The organism is Salmonella sp. 32031103-2018-00083-FB-01-SM-01, assembly GCF_017571995.1.
Lineage (GTDB): Bacteria > Pseudomonadota > Gammaproteobacteria > Enterobacterales > Enterobacteriaceae > Salmonella > Salmonella enterica.
In genome coordinates this window covers 1,023,901-1,041,931 of the sequence record NZ_JAGEQL010000001.1, presented here as the reverse complement: position 1 = coordinate 1,041,931, position 18,031 = coordinate 1,023,901, and the positions used below count along the sequence as shown (strand labels likewise).

At 49.8% G+C, this 18,031-nt stretch carries 15 protein-coding genes, 5 tRNA genes and 3 pseudogenes; 14 read left to right on the top strand and 9 right to left on the bottom strand.

Annotated elements, in window-relative coordinates:
• Nucleotides 1–264 precede the first annotated feature (264 nt).
• Nucleotides 265–1,520, bottom strand: a pseudogene (locus tag J4614_RS05265) (integrase arm-type DNA-binding domain-containing protein).
• Between the two features lie 161 nt (nucleotides 1,521–1,681).
• Nucleotides 1,682–1,757 (bottom strand) — tRNA-Asn (locus tag J4614_RS05260).
• A 159-nt stretch (nucleotides 1,758–1,916) separates the two neighbouring features.
• On the opposite strand from J4614_RS05260, the gene J4614_RS05255 reads away from it, so the two are divergent.
• From J4614_RS05255 to J4614_RS05240, 4 genes and pseudogenes are all read left to right on the top strand, one after another.
• The gene (locus J4614_RS05255) at nucleotides 1,917–3,374 is read left to right on the top strand and encodes an EmmdR/YeeO family multidrug/toxin efflux MATE transporter (RefSeq protein WP_208293097.1); all 1,458 of its coding nucleotides are present in this window, start codon (nucleotides 1,917–1,919) and stop codon (nucleotides 3,372–3,374) included.
• Between the two features lie 140 nt (nucleotides 3,375–3,514).
• Nucleotides 3,515–3,590: transfer RNA gene (locus J4614_RS05250), tRNA-Asn, on the top strand.
• A gap of 420 nt (nucleotides 3,591–4,010) precedes the next feature.
• A pseudogene (locus tag J4614_RS05245) lies at nucleotides 4,011–4,475 on the top strand (STM2901 family protein).
• On the top strand, nucleotides 4,469–4,795 hold the full coding sequence (locus J4614_RS05240; protein WP_208293087.1) for a DUF1493 family protein: 327 nt from the start codon (nucleotides 4,469–4,471) through the stop codon (nucleotides 4,793–4,795). Before J4614_RS05245 ends, J4614_RS05240 begins: the two are co-directional and overlap by 7 nt.
• Here J4614_RS05240 and J4614_RS05235 read toward each other — a convergent pair.
• Complete coding sequence (locus J4614_RS05235; protein WP_001531298.1) at nucleotides 4,784–4,945, bottom strand: hypothetical protein; 162 nt, start codon at nucleotides 4,943–4,945, stop codon at nucleotides 4,784–4,786. The two genes, J4614_RS05240 and J4614_RS05235, sit on opposite strands and share 12 nt — an antisense overlap.
• 45 nt (nucleotides 4,946–4,990) lie before the next feature.
• On the opposite strand from J4614_RS05235, the gene J4614_RS05230 reads away from it, so the two are divergent.
• Nucleotides 4,991–6,445 (top strand): AMP nucleosidase, encoded by a 1,455-nt coding sequence (locus J4614_RS05230; RefSeq protein WP_015405876.1) that lies wholly within the window; start codon nucleotides 4,991–4,993, stop codon nucleotides 6,443–6,445.
• Between the two features lie 501 nt (nucleotides 6,446–6,946).
• On the opposite strand, the gene J4614_RS05225 is transcribed toward J4614_RS05230, so the two are convergent.
• From J4614_RS05225 to mtfA, 4 genes and pseudogenes are all read right to left on the bottom strand, one after another.
• Nucleotides 6,947–7,022: transfer RNA gene (locus J4614_RS05225), tRNA-Asn, on the bottom strand.
• A 168-nt stretch (nucleotides 7,023–7,190) separates the two neighbouring features.
• Nucleotides 7,191–7,455, bottom strand: a pseudogene (locus J4614_RS22010) (Arm DNA-binding domain-containing protein); the annotation flags it as partial.
• A 167-nt stretch (nucleotides 7,456–7,622) separates the two neighbouring features.
• Nucleotides 7,623–7,698, bottom strand: a tRNA-Asn gene (locus J4614_RS05220).
• Between the two features lie 100 nt (nucleotides 7,699–7,798).
• Nucleotides 7,799–8,596, bottom strand: coding sequence for a DgsA anti-repressor MtfA (gene mtfA, locus J4614_RS05215; protein WP_000598920.1), 798 nt, complete (start codon nucleotides 8,594–8,596; stop codon nucleotides 7,799–7,801).
• Between the two features lie 88 nt (nucleotides 8,597–8,684).
• Between mtfA and J4614_RS05210 the strand changes: the two genes are divergently transcribed.
• The 5 genes from J4614_RS05210 (at nucleotide 8,685) to J4614_RS05185 (ending at nucleotide 11,921) form a co-directional block, all read left to right on the top strand.
• Nucleotides 8,685–8,774: transfer RNA gene (locus J4614_RS05210), tRNA-Ser, on the top strand.
• A 590-nt stretch (nucleotides 8,775–9,364) separates the two neighbouring features.
• Nucleotides 9,365–9,784, top strand: coding sequence for a translesion error-prone DNA polymerase V autoproteolytic subunit (locus J4614_RS05200; RefSeq protein WP_000394197.1), 420 nt, complete (start codon nucleotides 9,365–9,367; stop codon nucleotides 9,782–9,784).
• Nucleotides 9,785–9,786: 2 nt separating this feature from the next.
• Nucleotides 9,787–11,055: a Y-family DNA polymerase gene (locus tag J4614_RS05195; protein ID WP_208293086.1), complete on the top strand. Its 1,269-nt coding sequence runs from the start codon at nucleotides 9,787–9,789 to the stop codon at nucleotides 11,053–11,055.
• Nucleotides 11,056–11,509: 454 nt separating this feature from the next.
• Nucleotides 11,510–11,722, top strand: a complete 213-nt coding sequence (locus J4614_RS05190) for a cold-shock protein (RefSeq protein WP_000208509.1) — start codon at nucleotides 11,510–11,512, stop codon at nucleotides 11,720–11,722.
• A 10-nt stretch (nucleotides 11,723–11,732) separates the two neighbouring features.
• Nucleotides 11,733–11,921, top strand: coding sequence for a hypothetical protein (locus J4614_RS05185; RefSeq protein WP_024131109.1), 189 nt, complete (start codon nucleotides 11,733–11,735; stop codon nucleotides 11,919–11,921).
• Between the two features lie 260 nt (nucleotides 11,922–12,181).
• Here the strand turns inward: J4614_RS05185 and ompC are convergent, their stop codons facing one another.
• The gene (gene ompC, locus J4614_RS05180) at nucleotides 12,182–13,393 is read right to left on the bottom strand and encodes a porin OmpC (RefSeq protein WP_023207908.1); all 1,212 of its coding nucleotides are present in this window, start codon (nucleotides 13,391–13,393) and stop codon (nucleotides 12,182–12,184) included.
• 649 nt (nucleotides 13,394–14,042) lie between these two features.
• On the opposite strand from ompC, the gene drpB reads away from it, so the two are divergent.
• The 4 genes from drpB (at nucleotide 14,043) to J4614_RS05160 (ending at nucleotide 17,084) form a co-directional block, all read left to right on the top strand.
• Nucleotides 14,043–14,342: a cell division protein DrpB gene (gene drpB, locus J4614_RS05175; protein ID WP_000107430.1), complete on the top strand. Its 300-nt coding sequence runs from the start codon at nucleotides 14,043–14,045 to the stop codon at nucleotides 14,340–14,342.
• Between the two features lie 91 nt (nucleotides 14,343–14,433).
• Nucleotides 14,434–15,129, top strand: coding sequence for a phosphohydrolase (locus J4614_RS05170; RefSeq protein ID WP_023207910.1), 696 nt, complete (start codon nucleotides 14,434–14,436; stop codon nucleotides 15,127–15,129).
• Between the two features lie 73 nt (nucleotides 15,130–15,202).
• A complete protein-coding gene (locus tag J4614_RS05165) occupies nucleotides 15,203–16,633 on the top strand; it encodes a DNA cytosine methyltransferase (protein WP_001642793.1) in 1,431 nt (476 codons plus the stop codon).
• Complete coding sequence (locus J4614_RS05160) at nucleotides 16,614–17,084, top strand: very short patch repair endonuclease (RefSeq protein ID WP_000785978.1); 471 nt, start codon at nucleotides 16,614–16,616, stop codon at nucleotides 17,082–17,084. The genes J4614_RS05165 and J4614_RS05160 overlap by 20 nt, the downstream gene beginning before the upstream one ends.
• Here J4614_RS05160 and yedA read toward each other — a convergent pair.
• Nucleotides 17,073–17,993: a drug/metabolite exporter YedA gene (gene yedA, locus J4614_RS05155; RefSeq protein ID WP_001212264.1), complete on the bottom strand. Its 921-nt coding sequence runs from the start codon at nucleotides 17,991–17,993 to the stop codon at nucleotides 17,073–17,075. The two genes, J4614_RS05160 and yedA, sit on opposite strands and share 12 nt — an antisense overlap.
• Nucleotides 17,994–18,031: the final 38 nt, after the last annotated feature.

The following is an 18,031-nucleotide window of genomic DNA, read 5'->3' as shown; positions in this document are numbered from 1 at the left end:
ATTTTTGCCGTAGGATGCAGACTGGCATACGTCAGGAAAAAGGCCAGGAATCTAAAAGGCTAAAAGCCAAAAGGTCAGAACTGGCGCAGTTCAGTGATGTTGATTCATCGTTAAAACCTCAGATTATTACCGCTGTAATAATCTGAGGTTTTGACTGTCAATAAGTGTACTTCCGGAGGCAGTCTGCAAAAAAGCCACCTGAGTGTTGAGCACAGGTGACTTTGTTTTCAGTAAGTTAACGATTACACCGTAATCGCCACTATATTATGACTCCCGCTTTTGTTGTCGGGCATAGATATAGGGTGCAACACAGCCTTCACGATTAGCGTCCAGGTAATCCGACCACCATTGCATCATCGCCTTACGTGCATCGAGGTGTTCCGCTTTGTGAATATAGGCCGCCCTGACGCTGCTACGCTCCTGGTGGCTCATCTGCCTCTCCACTGCGTCGCGCGACCATCGCTCAGATTCCACCAGTGCGCTACAGGCCATAGCCCGCAAACCATACCCGCAGATATCAGTTTTTGTGTCATAACCCATCAGACGCAATGCCTGGTTGATGGTGTTTTCACTCATTGGTTTATGCGGGTTATGGTCGCCGGGAAACACCAGATCCAGATGGCCGGAGATTTCCTTTATCTGCTTCAGAATGGCAAGCGCCTGCCGGGACAGCGGCATAATATGCGGAGTACGCATTTTTGCGCCACGCCCGGCGTAACGTACTTTGTCGATCGCCTCACGGGTGGCAGGGATGGTCCAGATTTTGTTTCTGAAATCAAGCTCACCTCAGCGGGCAAAACGCAGCTCGCTGGAGCGGATAAACAGATGCAGAGTCAGCTTCACTGCCAGCTGGGTTAATTCCCGGCCCTGCTGATAACCATCAATGCACAGGAGCAGTTCAGATAACGGCTCCAGCGGCAGAGCGGGATAGTGATTTTTAACCGGAGGAGTGGTGACGCCTTCCAGATTCAGAGCTGGATTGTTTTCAGTCAGCCCCTGCTGCACGGCGTAACGCATGATGTTACAAAGTTGCTGCCGGGTACGGGACGCGACTTCCAGAAAGCCTTTATCATCGATAATTCTCAGTAACGCAGTGAAATGCTGAGTTTTCAGTAGAGTGGTGGGCAGATGGCCGATAGCCAGAAAAATGTGGTTGTTCATGCTGGCGAGCAGACGGGCGGCATAATCCGCCGACTATTTTTTATTGCTCTTATGCCAGGCCAACGCCACGGCTTTAAAACATTTATCCGGGGAGCTGGTAATCCGTGCGTCGGTTCGTTGCTGAGCGGGGTTAATTTTCCGGGCCAGAAGTTTACGGATACCTTCGCGCCGTTGTCGGGCATCGGAAAGGGAAGCCTGAGGGTACGGGCCTAACGCAATGCGGGATTCTTTTCGATTTTGAGATACCAGAGGCGGGAACCGCCCGGATTGATAAGCAGATACAGACCGTGTGAATCAGTCAGTTTAAAGGGTTTATCAGATGGCTTGATACTACGGATTTTCGCGTCGGACAGGGACATATGGTGGTCACTCCATTATCGAACTGAAATGACCCCAAATCAGACCACCAATTTCGCCGGATGCGCAGGGAAAACCAGATACGCATCGGGAAAGATTTTCACGCTAACTTATTGAAATCTAATTAAATAGGAATTTATAAGCACGCCTGAAAACAGGAATCTGGCTCCTCTGACTGGACTCGAACCAGTGACATACGGATTAACAGTCCGCCGTTCTACCGACTGAACTACAGAGGAATCGTGTGGGGTCGTATATTAGCGGCGGAAAAATTTTTGTCAAACCCCATTTAACCCCTTACAGATTCGATTGCGGGTTATCTCATCACTTTGTTGCATTTGCAGACATTTTTTCTGCAAAAAGCTTTGCAGCCTTACGATTTCTCGCTCATTATTGAAATGTGGTTTCAACTCTCTTCTTTAAGGTCCATTTTGAACGTCTCCACTGCCTTACGCCAGGCTGTCGTCCGTACGCCCTGGTATGCCAAACGCAAGAGCTACAAAGTGTTGTTCTGGCGTGAAATCACCCCACTCGCTATCCCCATTTTTCTGGAAAATACCTGTGTTTTGCTAATGGGCGTGCTCAGTACTTTTCTCGTCAGTTGGCTGGGCAAGGAAGCAATGGCAGGCGTGGGGCTTGCCGACAGTTTTAATATGGTAATTATGGCTTTTTTTGCGGCTATCGATCTTGGTACTACGGTGGTGGTCGCCTTTAGCCTGGGCAAGCGCGATAGGCGACGGGCAAGGGCGGCGGCGCGCCAGTCGCTGGTGATTATGACGCTATTTGCCGTTGTGCTGGCAGTGGTCATTCATTATTTCGGCAGTGAAATTATTTATATTGTCGCAGGCGAGGCGACGCCAGAAGTAAAGGGGCTGGCGTTAACGTACCTTGAACTGACGGTGCTGAGTTATCCGGCTGCGGCAATTGCGCTAATCGGTAGCGGCGCGCTGCGTGGGGCAGGGAATACGAAAATCCCGTTGATGATTAACGGCGGGATGAACATTCTCAATATTATCATCAGCAGCATCCTGATTTACGGGGCTTTCTCCTGGCAAGGGCTGGGTTTTGCCGGCGCGGGGCTGGGATTAACCATTTCGCGCTACATCGGCGCGGTAGCGATTATTTGGGTGCTGATGATTGGTTTTAATCCGGCGCTGCGCATTCCGCTGAAAAGCTATCTGAAGCCGCTGAATTTCGGCATTATCTGGGAAGTGATGGGTATCGGTATTCCGGCGAGCATTGAGTCAGTGCTGTTCAACGGTGGCAAGCTACTGACACAAATGTTTGTCGCCGGAATGGGCACTAACGTTATTGCGGGTAACTTTATTGCCTTTTCCGTGGCGGCGCTTATCAACCTGCCGGGTAACGCCCTTGGTTCGGCGTCGACTATTATCACCGGTAAGCGTCTTGGTACCGGACAAATTGGTCAGGCAGAGCGTCAACTGCGCCATGTATTCTGGATGTCGACTATCGTACTTACGGCAATCGCCTGGGGGACAGCGCCGTTCGCGGGTCTGTTTGCCTCATTTTATACCCAGGAGCAGGACGTAAAAGAGGTAGTGAAAGTTCTGCTCTGGCTTAATGCCGCCTTTATGCCAATTTGGGCGGCCGCGTGGGTGTTGCCGTCGGGTTTTAAAGGCGCGCGCGATGTGCGATTTGCGATGTGGGTATCGATGCTGGGGATGTGGGGCTGTCGCGTTGTGGCAGGGTATACGCTTGGTATTGTGCTGGGTATGGAGGTTGTAGGGGTTTGGCTGGGGATGTTTCTTGACTGGGCCGTGCGCGGCGCGCTGTTTTACTGGCGTCTGGTAAGCGGGCGCTGGCTGTGGAGATACCCGCGCGTAAAGAGGGAGTAAGCGCTTTTTGCTGTGAAAATCATCAGGAAACGGTGAATTTTAACCGAAGTGTGGAATAAAACAGCAAACGAACTTTTTTTGTGAAAACAGGCTTTGACAAGCCAGGGGCACCTCGTTAATATTCGCCCCGTTCACACGATTCCTCTGTAGTTCAGTCGGTAGAACGGCGGACTGTTAATCCGTATGTCACTGGTTCGAGTCCAGTCAGAGGAGCCAGATTTTAGTTTCGGGACATCCTGGTGAGTCCGGAGACGTTTAAAAAACAAGAAATTATCTTTACCCGGTTGACCTGAGAAGGTTTGCCGGGTTTTTTGACATCCATAGTTTCTTGAGGGCTTAATCGGAGGCTTCACGGTTCGTTGGAAAAATGGAGCCCCCACGTGTGGCATTAACCGATACCGCTATCCGCAAGATCAAACCCGTATCAGTATGCTGACATATAGATGTGTTCGGTTCAAACGGAGCGATCACACAAGCTTGCCAGGTGATGCCCCTGGTGGGAATCGTGACTGTCTCTTTCATCTGATTTCAGATATTTCCCGTGATCTTGATCCGTTCTTCCCAATAGATTGATTTCTTTCATTCGAAACAAGGCTGTACAATAAGTAAACCAAAATAGCAGCTATAGAGTTTCTAATGGATACAGTATAAGAACTAAATGGAACATACTTCTATGCAGGAAAATCCAATCTGACTGCTGCCGAACTTCTGTTTATGATTTTTTGTGAGAATACCGCAAGCCAGTTTGGGATTGGTGTTGCAGATTTCGGGGCCGTTGTTGCTCTGGTATCAGGTCGTAATAATCTCTGGACAAGGGCGAAACCCGCTGGAGCGACTAAAGGCACATCATACGCGTCCAGGACTGCACGTGCAGTGTTTAAAAAGTCAAAATTTCCCTTTGGAATATCCCTTCCGACATGGTTAGGCGGTTACACCCCATGGACAGCCAGACGTGTTATGGTTCGTAACATTGCGCCGTTTGTTGGACGTTCCATTCCTTTGATCGGGGAAATTATCCTTGCCGCAGATGTGTCACAAATAACATATCGCACTATACGCGACTACAATACCATTGCTCGGGGCAATGATAAGTTATGGTAGACAATATTGAACAGCAAGTTTACGAGCTTGTACGGCCTTATGTTGGCACATATCTGTTCAACATTAAGCAAGTGGAATTAACACCAGAGATTGACCTTGATACTGATCTGAGCATTGATGAACTTGAAGCCGAAGATCTCATGAATAAATTCTTCGAGGAACTCAATGTCGAGCGAGGTAACTTCAGAATAGAAACCTATTTTCCTAATCACCCTTTTTCATGGTATCCGTTCAAGAAAACGGAGCCTGTACCCGTCCCAGATTTCACTATCAGCATGCTGATCGAGTCAGCAAAAGCCGGGAAATGGTTATATGACTAATTGTAATGAACTTAACAAATGGCTGTACCAGTACCCTTCTTTTTGAGCGATGATGGTGGCGCTAAGATAGTTCTCTTTTCTTTTTAAAGGGTTCATGTTTACTGCCGCCGCCCTTACGCTAACCCTTTTAGTTTCTTCCTTTGCTGTCATACTATCGAATGACGTGCCTCACCTGTGAACGCTAAGGAGAATAATATGGAAAATAAAGGCACAAACCTGACGCCCGAGCAGGCGCTGGATCGCCTGGAGGAGCTGTACGAGCAGTCGGTTAACGCGCTCCGTGAAGCCATCGCTGACTATGTTGATAACGGCACGCTGCCCGATCCCCATGCCAGGCTTAACGGACTGTTTGTTTATCCTTCGCTGTCTGTAAGCTGGGATGGCGCGACACCGAACCCGCCTAAAACACGCGCTTTTGGACGCTTTACTCATCCCGGCTGTTATACCACTACCGTTACGCGGCCTGCGCTATTTCGCGCTTATCTTCTGGAACAGCTTAACCTCGTTTATCATGATTATGGCGCGCATATTGCGGTGGAGGCCTCGCACCATGAGATCCCGTATCCTTACGTGATTGACGGCTCAGCTCTGACGCTGGATCGTTCTATGAGCGCCGGGCTAACGCGCCATTTTCCTACCACAGAACTGGCGCAGATTGGCGATGAGACGGCAGACGGTCTGTTCCACCCAGGCGAATTCTATCCGTTATCGCACTTCGACGCGCGTCGTGTTGACTTCTCGTTGGCCCGGTTACGGCACTATACCGGTACGCCGGTTGAACATTTTCAGCCCTTCGTTTTGTTTACCAACTACACCCGCTATGTCGATGAGTTTGTGCGCTGGGGATGCAGCCAAATTCTTGATCCTGACAGTCCCTATGTCGCGCTTTCCTGTGCTGGCGGAGTTTGGATCACGGCAGAAACGGAAGCGCCGGAAGAGGCTATTTCCGATTTGGCCTGGAAGAAGCATCAGATGCCCGCCTGGCACCTGGTAACGGCAGATGGGCAGGGGATTACGCTGGTAAACATCGGTGTCGGCCCTTCAAATGCTAAAACGATTTGCGACCATTTGGCCGTGTTGCGGCCTGACGTCTGGCTTATGATTGGGCACTGTGGAGGGTTACGAGAAAGTCAGGCGATTGGTGATTATGTGCTGGCCCATGCCTACTTACGCGATGATCATGTGCTGGATGCTGTTCTGCCGCCTGATATTCCTATTCCAAGCATTGCGGAAGTACAGCGTGCACTGTACGACGCTACCAAAGCGGTTAGCGGAATGCCCGGCGAAGAGGTAAAACAGCGACTGCGCACGGGAACGGTCGTCACCACGGATGACCGTAACTGGGAGCTTCGTTATTCTGCATCGGCGCTGCGATTCAACCTTAGCCGCGCGGTTGCGATTGATATGGAGAGCGCGACGATTGCAGCCCAGGGCTATCGCTTTCGTGTGCCTTACGGCACGTTGCTTTGTGTTTCTGACAAACCTTTACACGGTGAAATTAAACTGCCCGGGCAGGCAAACCGGTTTTATGAGGGGGCTATTTCAGAACATTTGCAAATTGGTATTCGTGCTATTGATTTGCTACGCGCAGAAGGTGATCGTTTGCACTCACGTAAATTACGCACGTTTAATGAGCCACCGTTTCGCTAACGAAATGAGCTGTCGCCTGCTGTTGGACAGGAGCGGAAGAGGCGTATTTATATGATATGGAAAGTGGCTGAATGAAGCCTTAGCGGGAGGCGATTCCGCATCCCGCTAAGGCCTTATTGTGCCGCGAGCTTCATCACCATCGCCGGAGACCTGTCACCGATAATCGCGTCTACGTCAGGAAACGCGCCGGAAGGCGAAAACATTGCGCCGCACTTCACGCTCCTTGAGCGCCTGACCCACAAGCCCGGATTGACAAGCAGATACCGACCGTGAGAAGCGGTCAGCTTAAAGAGGTGTCAGAAGGCTTGATACTGAGGATTTTCGCGTTGGACAGGGATATAGGGTGGTCACGTCATTATCGAACTGAAATGACCCCAAATCAGACCACCAATTTCGCCGGATGCGCAGGGAAAACCAGACACACATCGGGAAAGATTTTCACGCTAACTTATTGAAACCTAACTGAATAGTGACTTATAAGTACGCCTGAAAACAGGAATTTGGCTCCTCTGACTGGACTCGAACCAGTGACATACGGATTAACAGTCCGCCGTTCTACCGACTGAACTACAGAGGAATCGTGTGAACGGGGCGCATAGTAACGATGTGCGATCGGCTTGTCAAAGGGGGAAATAAGATTACGCGTTTGTTTGCTGACAAAAACAACAAAGCGTTGAAGTTTTGATCTAATCCCTGCTTTGCTCCGGCATGGCGCAACTTTGTCTGTAATTACACAAGTCAAATTTTCCTGAAGGATTTTTTCATCAGCCTGTTTTTTTGCGTTCGGGTCAATCCCTTGAGCCAGCTACCTTTTAGCCTCGTCACGGCATTATCTGGCATCGGCAAGCGATACAGCAGGGTAAACCCCAATGGAAAACACCTCCTGATTGCCATAATAGCGGTAGCCCAACTGCCAGTATTTCGAACCGATAGAGGCCAAACCCGTCAGTGAGCTTGACAGCCTTTTCCGCTGGTCTGGCATTTTTTACTTTGGTATCAGTCAGTGACATGACGGTTCCCTCGGCGTACCGGTAAAACGCAAATCGAACCAGCTTTACCAGCAAAAGGGTATGGCTTCGAATGATTTTTAGTGAACGAGGGTGAACCTGAAGAAAGGGATAATCGATTGATATAAATGCAGAAAGCAGACGTCAGTGAACGTCTGCTTCCCTAAATTTGGCTCCTCTGACTGGACTCGAACCAGTGACATACGGATTAACAGTCCGCCGTTCTACCGACTGAACTACAGAGGAATTGTTTCAACGAGGCGCATAATACTGGGCCCGCTATAACGTGTCAACAGTAAAATTAACGCGCCAATTCAATTGGTTAATTAACCCACAAAGTGAGGAATTAATGTTCGGATTCCTCGCCGTAGTCGCCTTCGGCAGCGCTTACCCGTAAGCGCTGAGAAGGATCCTGGCGATAGAACTGGCAAAAACGCTGCCATAGCGCCGGGAAACGCGGAGCAAACAGTTCTGGCGCGCTGAAAAAATACTCTGACAACACGGCAAAACATTCTGCAGGGTCGGTGGCGGCATAGGCATCTATACTGGCAGCGCTTTCGCCAACAAGATCGATTTCATCCTGAATATTATTCATTGCCGCGTGGAGATCGTGTTCCCAGCCAGCCACATCGCGCAACGGGATGAAAGGGATGCCGCTGGCGCGATCGCCATTACGCATATCCAGTTTGTGCGCGACTTCATGAATAATGAGGTTGAAACCCGAAGCATCGAACGAGTCCTGGATATCCAGCCAGTTCAGAATGATGGGCCCTTGTTGCCAGCTTTGCCCCGACTGTACGACACGCTGGCTGTGCACCAGACCTATGTCATCTTCCCATTCATCATCTACCACAAAGGGCGCGGGATAAATGAGCACTTCATGAAAACCATCAAGCCACTCAATACCGAGCTCCAGGATCGGTAAGCAAAAAATTAACGCAATACGTGCACTTTTTAACGAGTCGAGCTCAAATCCCTGTAGCGCTACCAGTCTTTTCTGCTGCAAAAAACGTTCGGCTAGCGCAATAAGCCGAGCCTGTTCTTGCGCGGTGAGGTTTACCAGAAGAGGTATAGCCAGCGCATCATCCCACGGCCAGTCTTCGTTCTGGGTTATTTCTTGTGCTTTCCAGGGCCACTTAATCATCGTTTTGCTCGTAAACTCGTCACTTGAACAAAATTACCCGAATAGGGTCTGTTAAAATGCCAAATTACCTGGCATCATTGCAATATACGGAGAGATGCCGGAGCGGCTGAACGGACCGGTCTCGAAAACCGGAGTAGGGGCAACTCTACCGGGGGTTCAAATCCCCCTCTCTCCGCCACAATTCAAACACTTAGCTCATCTTCTTTCAGCGATCAGTCTCACACTTAGAATACACTTAGAATATTCTGTTAGAATATTACGTGAAAAACGTATCGCCATCTTATGCTTTTTCTGCCAGAAGAGGGGCCAGGGATAGTGTGATTTTTACTTTTCGATCATAAGTCAACTCCTGGTTTTCTGCCCCCGCTCTTTCGCCGTACCCCATCTGGATTAATATTGATGTCACTAGCGGCGATTTAACGCCGTCGTCCTCGGTAATCGTCGCCCCCGGCCTGTTGCCCGAAATGTTCCCCTGTAGACATGGGCGCAGGGCGAAAGATTAATTGCTGTCAGGGAAACGCGCTGGCGCGTGGCGATAATTTACGCTGCGGGGCTGTCGACGCTGTACAGAAAATGTGGCCTCCAGACTGGCTTAAATATGCACACATGACAATACAACCGGAAAATTTACAAAACCCATAATTTGAACTGAGAGAGAAACTTACAAACGAAGCGACGAAGATTTAAACAGCCGTAGCGACTCCGGTATCTTGCGCGCATGTTTAAATAATACTACTGTATATAAAAACAGTGTTCGAGGTATGGATTATGGAATTTTTCAGACCTACAGAGTTGCGCGAAATTATTCCTCTCCCATTTTTCAGTTACTTAGTGCCGTGTGGATTCCCCAGCCCCGCAGCGGACTACATTGAGCAGCGTATCGATCTTAATGAGTTGCTCGTTTCTCATCCCAGCTCAACATATTTTGTCAAAGCCACGGGTGATTCAATGATTGAAGCAGGCATCAGCGACGGCGACCTGCTGGTGGTGGATAGCTCACGGAACGCTGACCACGGTGACATTGTAATTGCGGCAATTGAAGGAGAGTTCACCGTAAAACGGTTGCAGTTGCGCCCGACAGTGCAGCTAATCCCCATGAACGGCGCCTATCGACCTATACCTGTCGGCAGTGAAGACACGCTCGACATATTCGGGGTGGTGACCTTTATCATTAAAGCGGTCAGTTGATTATGTTCGCGCTCTGCGATGTTAATAGCTTTTACGCCTCCTGCGAAACGGTCTTTCGTCCTGATTTATGTGGCCGACCGGTGGTGGTGTTATCAAACAATGATGGCTGCGTTATCGCGTGTAGCGCCGAGGCGAAACAGCTTGGTATCGCACCAGGTGAGCCATTCTTCAAACAGAAAGAACGCTTCCGGCGATCCGGTGTTGTTTGCTTCAGCAGTAATTACGAGCTTTACGCTGATATGTCGAACCGGGTAATGACCACACTCGAGGAGATGGCGCCGCGGGTAGAAATTTACAGCATTGATGAGGCTTTTTGTGATCTGACGGGAGTACGAAACTGCCGGGATCTGACAGATTTCGGGCGCGAGATAAGAGCGACGGTCCTGAAGCGCACGCACCTGACTGTCGGTGTAGGCATTGCCCAGACGAAAACCCTTGCCAAGCTGGCTAACCATGCTGCGAAAAAGTGGCAGCGCCAGACCGGCGGGGTGGTTGACCTGTCGAACATCGATCGCCAGCGTCGGCTGCTGGCCCTGATACCCGTAGAGGATGTCTGGGGTGTCGGCAGACGCATCAGTAAGAAGCTCAATGCCCTGGGCATCAAGACTGCTCTCGATCTCTCTGAACAAAGTACCTGGATCATCAGGAAACACTTCAATGTCGTGCTGGAGCGTACCGTGAGAGAGCTTCGCGGAGAGCCATGTCTGGAGCTTGAAGAGTTTGCGCCGGCAAAGCAGGAAATCGTTTGTAGCCGCTCTTTCGGCGAGCGGGTCACAGACTATGAGGAAATGCGCCAGGCTATTTACAGCTACGCTGCGCGCGCGGCAGAAAAACTCCGCGGCGAGCCCCAGTACTGCCGTTTCATCTCAACATTCGTCAAAACATCCCCCTTTGCCCTGAACGAGCCCTACTACGGTAACAGCGCCGCGGTGACGCTTCTCACCCCCACGCAGGATTCACGCGACATTATCAATGCGGCTGTGAAATGCCTGGATAAAATCTGGCGCGACGGCCATCGCTACCAGAAAGCGGGGGTGATGCTGGGTGACTTCTTCAGTCAGGGCGTAGCGCAACTCAACCTTTTCGACGATAACGCGCCGCGCGCCGGTAGTGAGAAGCTGATGGAAGTACTGGACCATCTTAACGCAAAAGACGGGAAGGGGACACTGTACTTCGCCGGGCAGGGGATGTCGCAACAGTGGGCTATGAAGCGAGAAATGCTTTCGCCTCGGTACACCACAAGATACTCTGATCTACTGCGTGTTAAGTAACTTGTGCGATCAATGCATGAGATAGTTGCCAAATCATCCCCGTTCTCTAACCGGTTTTGGTCACACGAGATCACAGGAACCTCTCACGATGATGCGCATGTATTCTGGTTTACGACATCAGAAAATGTGGCGCGTTTATTGCCAGGTAGGCGTTGGGAGACGTAACTTATTTACGCCAGGTTTCAGCCGTAGCGACGGGCATGGATAAAAAGAGTATGGCAATCAGCGTGATAATGCTAAAAAACAATTAATATTTTTTTAACAAAACTAAAGCTTGCTATGTGCAGTTAACCATGCGTTAATGGTTGTGCGGTTTGATACAAACTTATCTGAAGTAGTGATTGTAATATTTCTCATCATTTGTTCCTCTTGAGATCTCCTTTAGGTTTTTTTCTCTCTGATAATTTTCTTCAGGCCATTTTGCCCAAGGGCTCATTCAAAAGGTAACAATATTATGACGACGAAAATCACTGGTTTAGTAAAATGGTTTAACCCTGAAAAGGGCTTTGGTTTCATTACGCCTAAAGATGGCAGCAAAGATGTGTTTGTGCATTTTTCCGCCATTCAAAGTAATGAATTCCGCACTCTGAATGAAAATCAGGAAGTGGAGTTTTCAGTAGAGCAGGGACCAAAAGGTCCATCAGCGGTCAACGTTGTGGCGCTTTAAGGTATCTGATATTACTAATAAAATTCACTTCCGGTGTCCATGTTGCCATGGTTCACAATACAGAACATCGACATTCGATGTTACTGAGCAAAACCCATTTGGCGCGAAATGTATTTTTTGTAAGTCAACCATGATCACTTTTGATAATGTTGGATTATACATTCGCTCAGGACAGGTTCCGCCAGATTTTAGAAAATAATTCATATCAGCTCCGTACAGGAGCTTTTTTTATGCCCGGATGATTATCATCTATAGACGCTGGCATCCATCATCTATAGTGGCATTTTCCTTTCCCCAAAAGTGTTATTTCTCTTGCAGACAGCGCCTGAAAAGAGCGAAATTGTCCTCATCTATCCGATGAAACCAGGTCACCTGTCTTTGCGCCGTTATCCGTTATTTAATTCTTGCCCTATAATAACAAGCCCGCGCTAAGCACGGGCTTGAATAACATAAAGCGTCTTAGAACTGGTAGACCAGACCAACACCTACGATATCATCGGTTGCAATACCGTTGTTTGCGTAGAAGTCATCATCTTCGTCCAGCAGGTTGATTTTATAATCAACGTAGGTGGACATATTTTTGTTGAAGTAGTAAGTCATACCGACGTCAACATATTTAACCAGATCTTTGTCGGTGTAACGATAGTTACCACGGCTATCCATATCCTGGCCGCCTAAATCTTTGCCCTTAGACTGCAAGTAGGCGATGGACGGACGCAGACCGAAATCGAATTGATACTGCGCAACCACTTCAAAGTTCTGGGTTTTGTTAGCGATACCGCCGCCACCTAATCTATAGTCTGCAGAGTGAGAGTCGCCGTCTCCATAAGAGGTCATATTGCGGGTTTCAGAGTACATCGCCGCCAGGTATACGTTATAGGCGTCATATTTGACACCTACGGTCCAGGCTTCGGCAGTTTCACCGCCGGCATCATTGTTGCCATAGTAATGATGACCATCACCATATCCATTACCCACTTGGGCATCGGTACGGTCTGAGCTTGAATAAGCAGCCCCCAGGCTTAACCCGAAGTCAAAGTCATAAGAGGTAGAGATGCCGAAACCGTCACCGTTTTCTTTATCTGCACCGCGGTTAGTTCCGTTACCGGAGCCTTCCTGGCCAAATCCGTTTTTGCCACTTTCGTTATTACCCTGGTATTGCAGCGCGAAGTTCCAGCCTTCCACCAGTCCGAAGAAGTCGGTGTTACGATAGGTGGCCAGGCCGTTAGCACGCTGAAGCATATATACATCTGTCTGGGTGTAAGAGTCGCCGCCGAATTCCGGCAGCACATCGGTCCAGGCTTCAACGTCGTAGATAACACCATAGTTACGGCCATAATCGAAAGAGCCGTACTCGCCGAATTTCAGACCGGCAAAGCCCAGACGAGTCCAGGACGTATCCCTGTTACCTTCAGTGCCACTCGCCTGCATGTTGTATTCCCACTGACCATAGCCGGTCAGCATATCGTTGATTTGCGTCTCACCCTTAAAGCCAATACGGGCGTAGGACTTATCGCCGTCGCTGCCTGCATCGTCAGAGAAGTAACGCAGACCATCAACTTTGCCGTACAGGTCGAGTTTGTTGCCATTTTTATTATAAACTTCAGCCGCATTTGCTGCGCCTGCCACTAATAACGCCGGGACAAGCAGTGCCAGAACTTTTCTGTTCATTATGTATTCCCTTATGATAATAATTTATATGAATATGTAGCCACTTCAACAAAACTACAAATTGATACTATTCTATGAAGTTCATGGAATTTAAAAAATAACATGTAACAAAGGTATTTAAAATATTTCAATTTGTTTCTATTTGGTTTTTTATAATACAGACTATATAAGTAACTAAGAATATATATTCTATAATTATCATTTTTTATCAATGGGTTATGTGTTTTGATTTGATGGTTGTTGGTGTGAATATAATTTGTTTTTTATATGTATTTGATGCTTTGATTATGAAAAAACATAAAAAAAACCGGCATAAATGCCGGTAATGTGGGTAATGATAAAATAAATGATAAAAGGCTAATAACCGAATCATTCTGACACTTAATGCTAATAAAATAAAACGCTATCGCGGTGCGTAAAAATAAGTTGTTCTGGTTATGGGTTATTCTGCATCAGAGTGCGATTCAATCACCATTCCCTTATTTAACAGCAGGTTCAGCGCCAGGCGTAACATTAACTGAGAATAAACTATTTGTGGAATGAATAACCAAAACAGGTGGATAAGGTATTCTATGGTCGAAATGTGACTAATGTCACATTATAATGTAATTAATGTCATATGACTTACATCACAAAAGCGGAGTAAAGTTTGAGTACCAGGGAGGACAACGCCACCCGTAGCATGGGTGGCAAATTAGCGTTATGGGTTTTTTATACCTTTTGCGGCTACTTCATCTGGGCGATGGCGCGTTGCGTGTGGCTGATGTCCGCCATACAAACCGAGCCGGTTCTCGGCCCAATCAGCACTCCTGGCAGCGCAACGGAAAAATGGCTTAACGCGCTTTCGCTGGGCGTCGTCTGGCTTATTCTGGGGAGTATTGCCTGGTATACCCGGCCTCGCAAAAACAGGGCTTATCCCGCCGACACTAAGCCAGAAACGCGCAAGTAAGCAGGGATGTAAAGTGGTGGCGGATATGTCAGGATAGCGAACCCTGTGCTCAGGCATGTAATAAAAATGGTCTGCTATAAAGAGAGGGCGTATGGACTCAGGATACTGGCAATCGCAGTTTGAAGACTGGCTACGTCACCACCATCAGGAACAGGATGCCGCCCATGACATCTTCCATTTTCGTCGTGTTTGGGCAACCGCGCAAACGCTGGGGGAAAACAGTCCTGTCGACTGGCTGGTGGTGCTATCGGCATGTTATTTCCATGACATCGTCAGCCTGGCGAAAAATCATCCGCAGCGGCATCGTTCTTCCATTCTGGCGGCGGCAGAAACCCGGCGTATTTTTCTGCGGGATTTTCCTGACTTTCCGGCAGAAAAACTGGCGGGCATTTGTCATGCTATCGAAGCGCATAGTTTCAGCGCAAATATTGCGCCCGCCACGCCAGAGGCAAAAATCGTGCAGGATGCAGACAGGCTGGAGGCGTTGGGCGCCATTGGTCTGGCGCGGGTCTTCGCGGTCTCCGGCGCGCTGGGCGTCGCGCTGTTTGATGCCGACGATCCCTTTGCCGACAGACGGCCTCTTAACGATAAGCAATTCGCGCTCGACCATTTTCAAACCAAGCTGCTGAAACTGCCGCTGACGATGCAGACTGAACGGGGCAAGTACCTGGCGCAGCGTAATGCGGATTTTCTGGTGTCGTACATGGCGAAACTGAGCGCTGAGCTGAAAGGCGACTATGAAACACGGGATGAGGCGGTCATCCAGATGTTTGCTACGCATCAGTAACCCCTGCCGCTGAAACGTAAACCGCGTCATTTTATGTTAGTCTGTCGGCAATTATTTTTGGCCGGTTAAATGTATGCAGGAAAATATTTCAGTAACACACGCCCGGAACCTCATCGCCGACGACGCCGGAAGCGAGATCCAGGCGATGCTGAGTCAATTGCTGGAAATCTACGATGTTAAAACGCTGGTGGCGCACCTTAACGGCCTGGGCGAACAGCACTGGAGCCCGGCCATCTTAAAGCGCGTAATGATGAACGCGGCATGGCATCGTTTGAGCGACAATGAACTCACCTGTCTTAAAACAGAGTTGCCGACGCCGCCAGCGCATCATCCACATTACGCCTTTCGTTTTATCGATCTCTTCGCGGGCATCGGCGGCATTCGCCGCGGATTTGAAGCGATAGGCGGGCAGTGCGTGTTTACCAGCGAATGGAATAAGCACGCGGTACGGACATATAAAGCGAACTATTTTTGCGATCCGCTGCAACATCGCTTTAATGAAGATATCCGCGATATCACGTTGAGCCACCGGGAAGGGGTCAGCGATGATGAGGCGGCGGAACACATTCGCCAGCATATTCCGCAACATGATGTCCTGCTGGCGGGCTTTCCCTGTCAGCCATTTTCTCTGGCGGGCGTTTCCAAGAAAAATGCGCTGGGCCGCGCCCACGGCTTTGCCTGCGAGACTCAGGGGACGTTATTTTTTGATGTCGTAAGAATTATCGACGCTCGCCGCCCCGCGCTGTTTGTGCTGGAAAACGTGAAAAATCTTAAAAGTCACGACCAGGGCAACACCTTCCGCATTATTATGCAAACGCTCGATGAACTGGGATATGACGTGGCGGATGCCGCTGACAATGGCCCGGACGATCCGAAAATTATCGACGGGCAGCACTTTCTTCCTCAGCATCGGGAACGTATTGTGTTGGTGGGATTCCGCCGCGATTTAAACCTGAAAACCGATTTTACGTTACGCAATATCGCCCGCTGTTATCCACTGCGCCGTCCGACGCTGGCAGAACTGCTGGAGCCCGTCGTCGAAGCCAAATATATCCTGACGCCGGTGCTGTGGAAGTATTTATATCGCTACGCGAAAAAGCACCAGGCGCGGGGAAACGGTTTTGGCTATGGCATGGTTTATCCTGACAATCCGGAAAGTGTGGCGCGCACGTTATCTGCTCGTTACTACAAAGATGGCGCCGAAATTCTGATCGATCGTGGTTGGGATATGGCGAAAGGCGAAGTGGATTTCGACGATGCTGGCAACCAACAACATCGTCCCCGCCGACTCACGCCGAGAGAGTGCGCGCGTTTAATGGGATTTGAGGCGCCGCAAACGTACCAGTTCAGGATACCTGTCTCGGATACGCAGGCCTATCGCCAGTTTGGCAATTCCGTGGTGGTGCCGGTATTTGCCGCGGTAGCAAAGCTGCTGGAACCCAAAATTCACCAGGCGGTGACGCTGCGTCAGAGAGAGACGGTAGATGGCGGACGTTCACGATAAAGCCACGCGCAGTAAAAATATGCGCGCGATAGCGACCCGCGATACGGCTATTGAAAAACGTCTTGCCGGCCTGCTAAGCGCGCAGGGGATTACGTTTCATACTCAGGACGCGACATTACCAGGCAAGCCGGACTTTGTGGTGAATGACTATGATTGTGTGATTTTTACTCACGGCTGCTTTTGGCATCATCACCACTGTTATCTGTTCAAAGTACCGGCCACGCGGACGGCTTTCTGGCTGGAAAAAATCGGTAAGAACGTTGAGCGCGATGAGCGCGATATTCAGCGTTTACAGGCGCTTGGCTGGCGGGTACTGATCGTCTGGGAGTGCGCCTTGCGCGGGCGAGCGAAATTGAGCGACGCGGCGTTGGCGGAGCGCCTGGAAGAGTGGATCTGCGGCGGCGGCGCCAGCGCGCAGATCGACACCCAGGGGATTCATCTACTGGCGTGAATCTTCCGTTTTACACGGCGTGACCACCGCCTTGACAGGAAACAGGTACTTACCCAGAGTCACCAGCACTACGGCAAACACAATCACACCCAGCGCGGCCCATTCAACGGGCGATAACCTCTCGCCACCCAGGCCGGTGCCAAGCAACACGGCGACAACCGGATTCACGTAGGCGTAGCTGGTCGCCAGCGCCGGACTGACGTTGCGAATCAGGTACATATAGGCATTAATGGCGATAATAGAACCGAACAACGCCAGGTAGCCGACGGCCATAAACCCCGATAAGCCCGGCAGCGTGGCGAGCTTTTCGCCGGAAAGAAACGCCGCGCAAAGCAATACCACGCCCGCCGCCAACATTTCAATCGCGCCCGCCATCATGCCCACAGGGAGGGCGATGCGCGAGCCGTAAACGGAACCAAATGCCCAGCTCATCGAACCTATCAGGATCAAAATCGCGCCCCACGGATTGCCGCTTAAATTGCCGCCGCTGTTCAGCAGAATAATCCCGGCAAGTCCAATGGCAATCCCCACCCATTCTAATTTGCGCGTTTTAATACCAAAAAAGTAGCTAAAGCACAGCGTAAATAGCGGGACAGTGGCGACCACGACGGCAGCAATGCCTGATGGCACGTTTTGATGCTCCGCCACCGTCACCAGACCGTTACCCACCGCCAGCAGCAGTAGACCAATCAGCGCGGCGTTGATGGTCTGGCGCAGCGGCGGAAGTTTTTCGCCGCGCAGCAGCAAAAACGCCATGAGCAACATCCCCGCCGAGAGAAAACGTACGCCTGCCATCATCAGCGGCGGCCAGCTTTCAACGCCTATGCGGATAACAAAATAGGTAGACCCCCAAATGATGTACAAGGCAAAAAGCGCGCCAAAAAGAGGTAATAACTGCCGGAAACGCATAATCACTCACGGTGAAATAAAAAGGGTGGATATAGTAA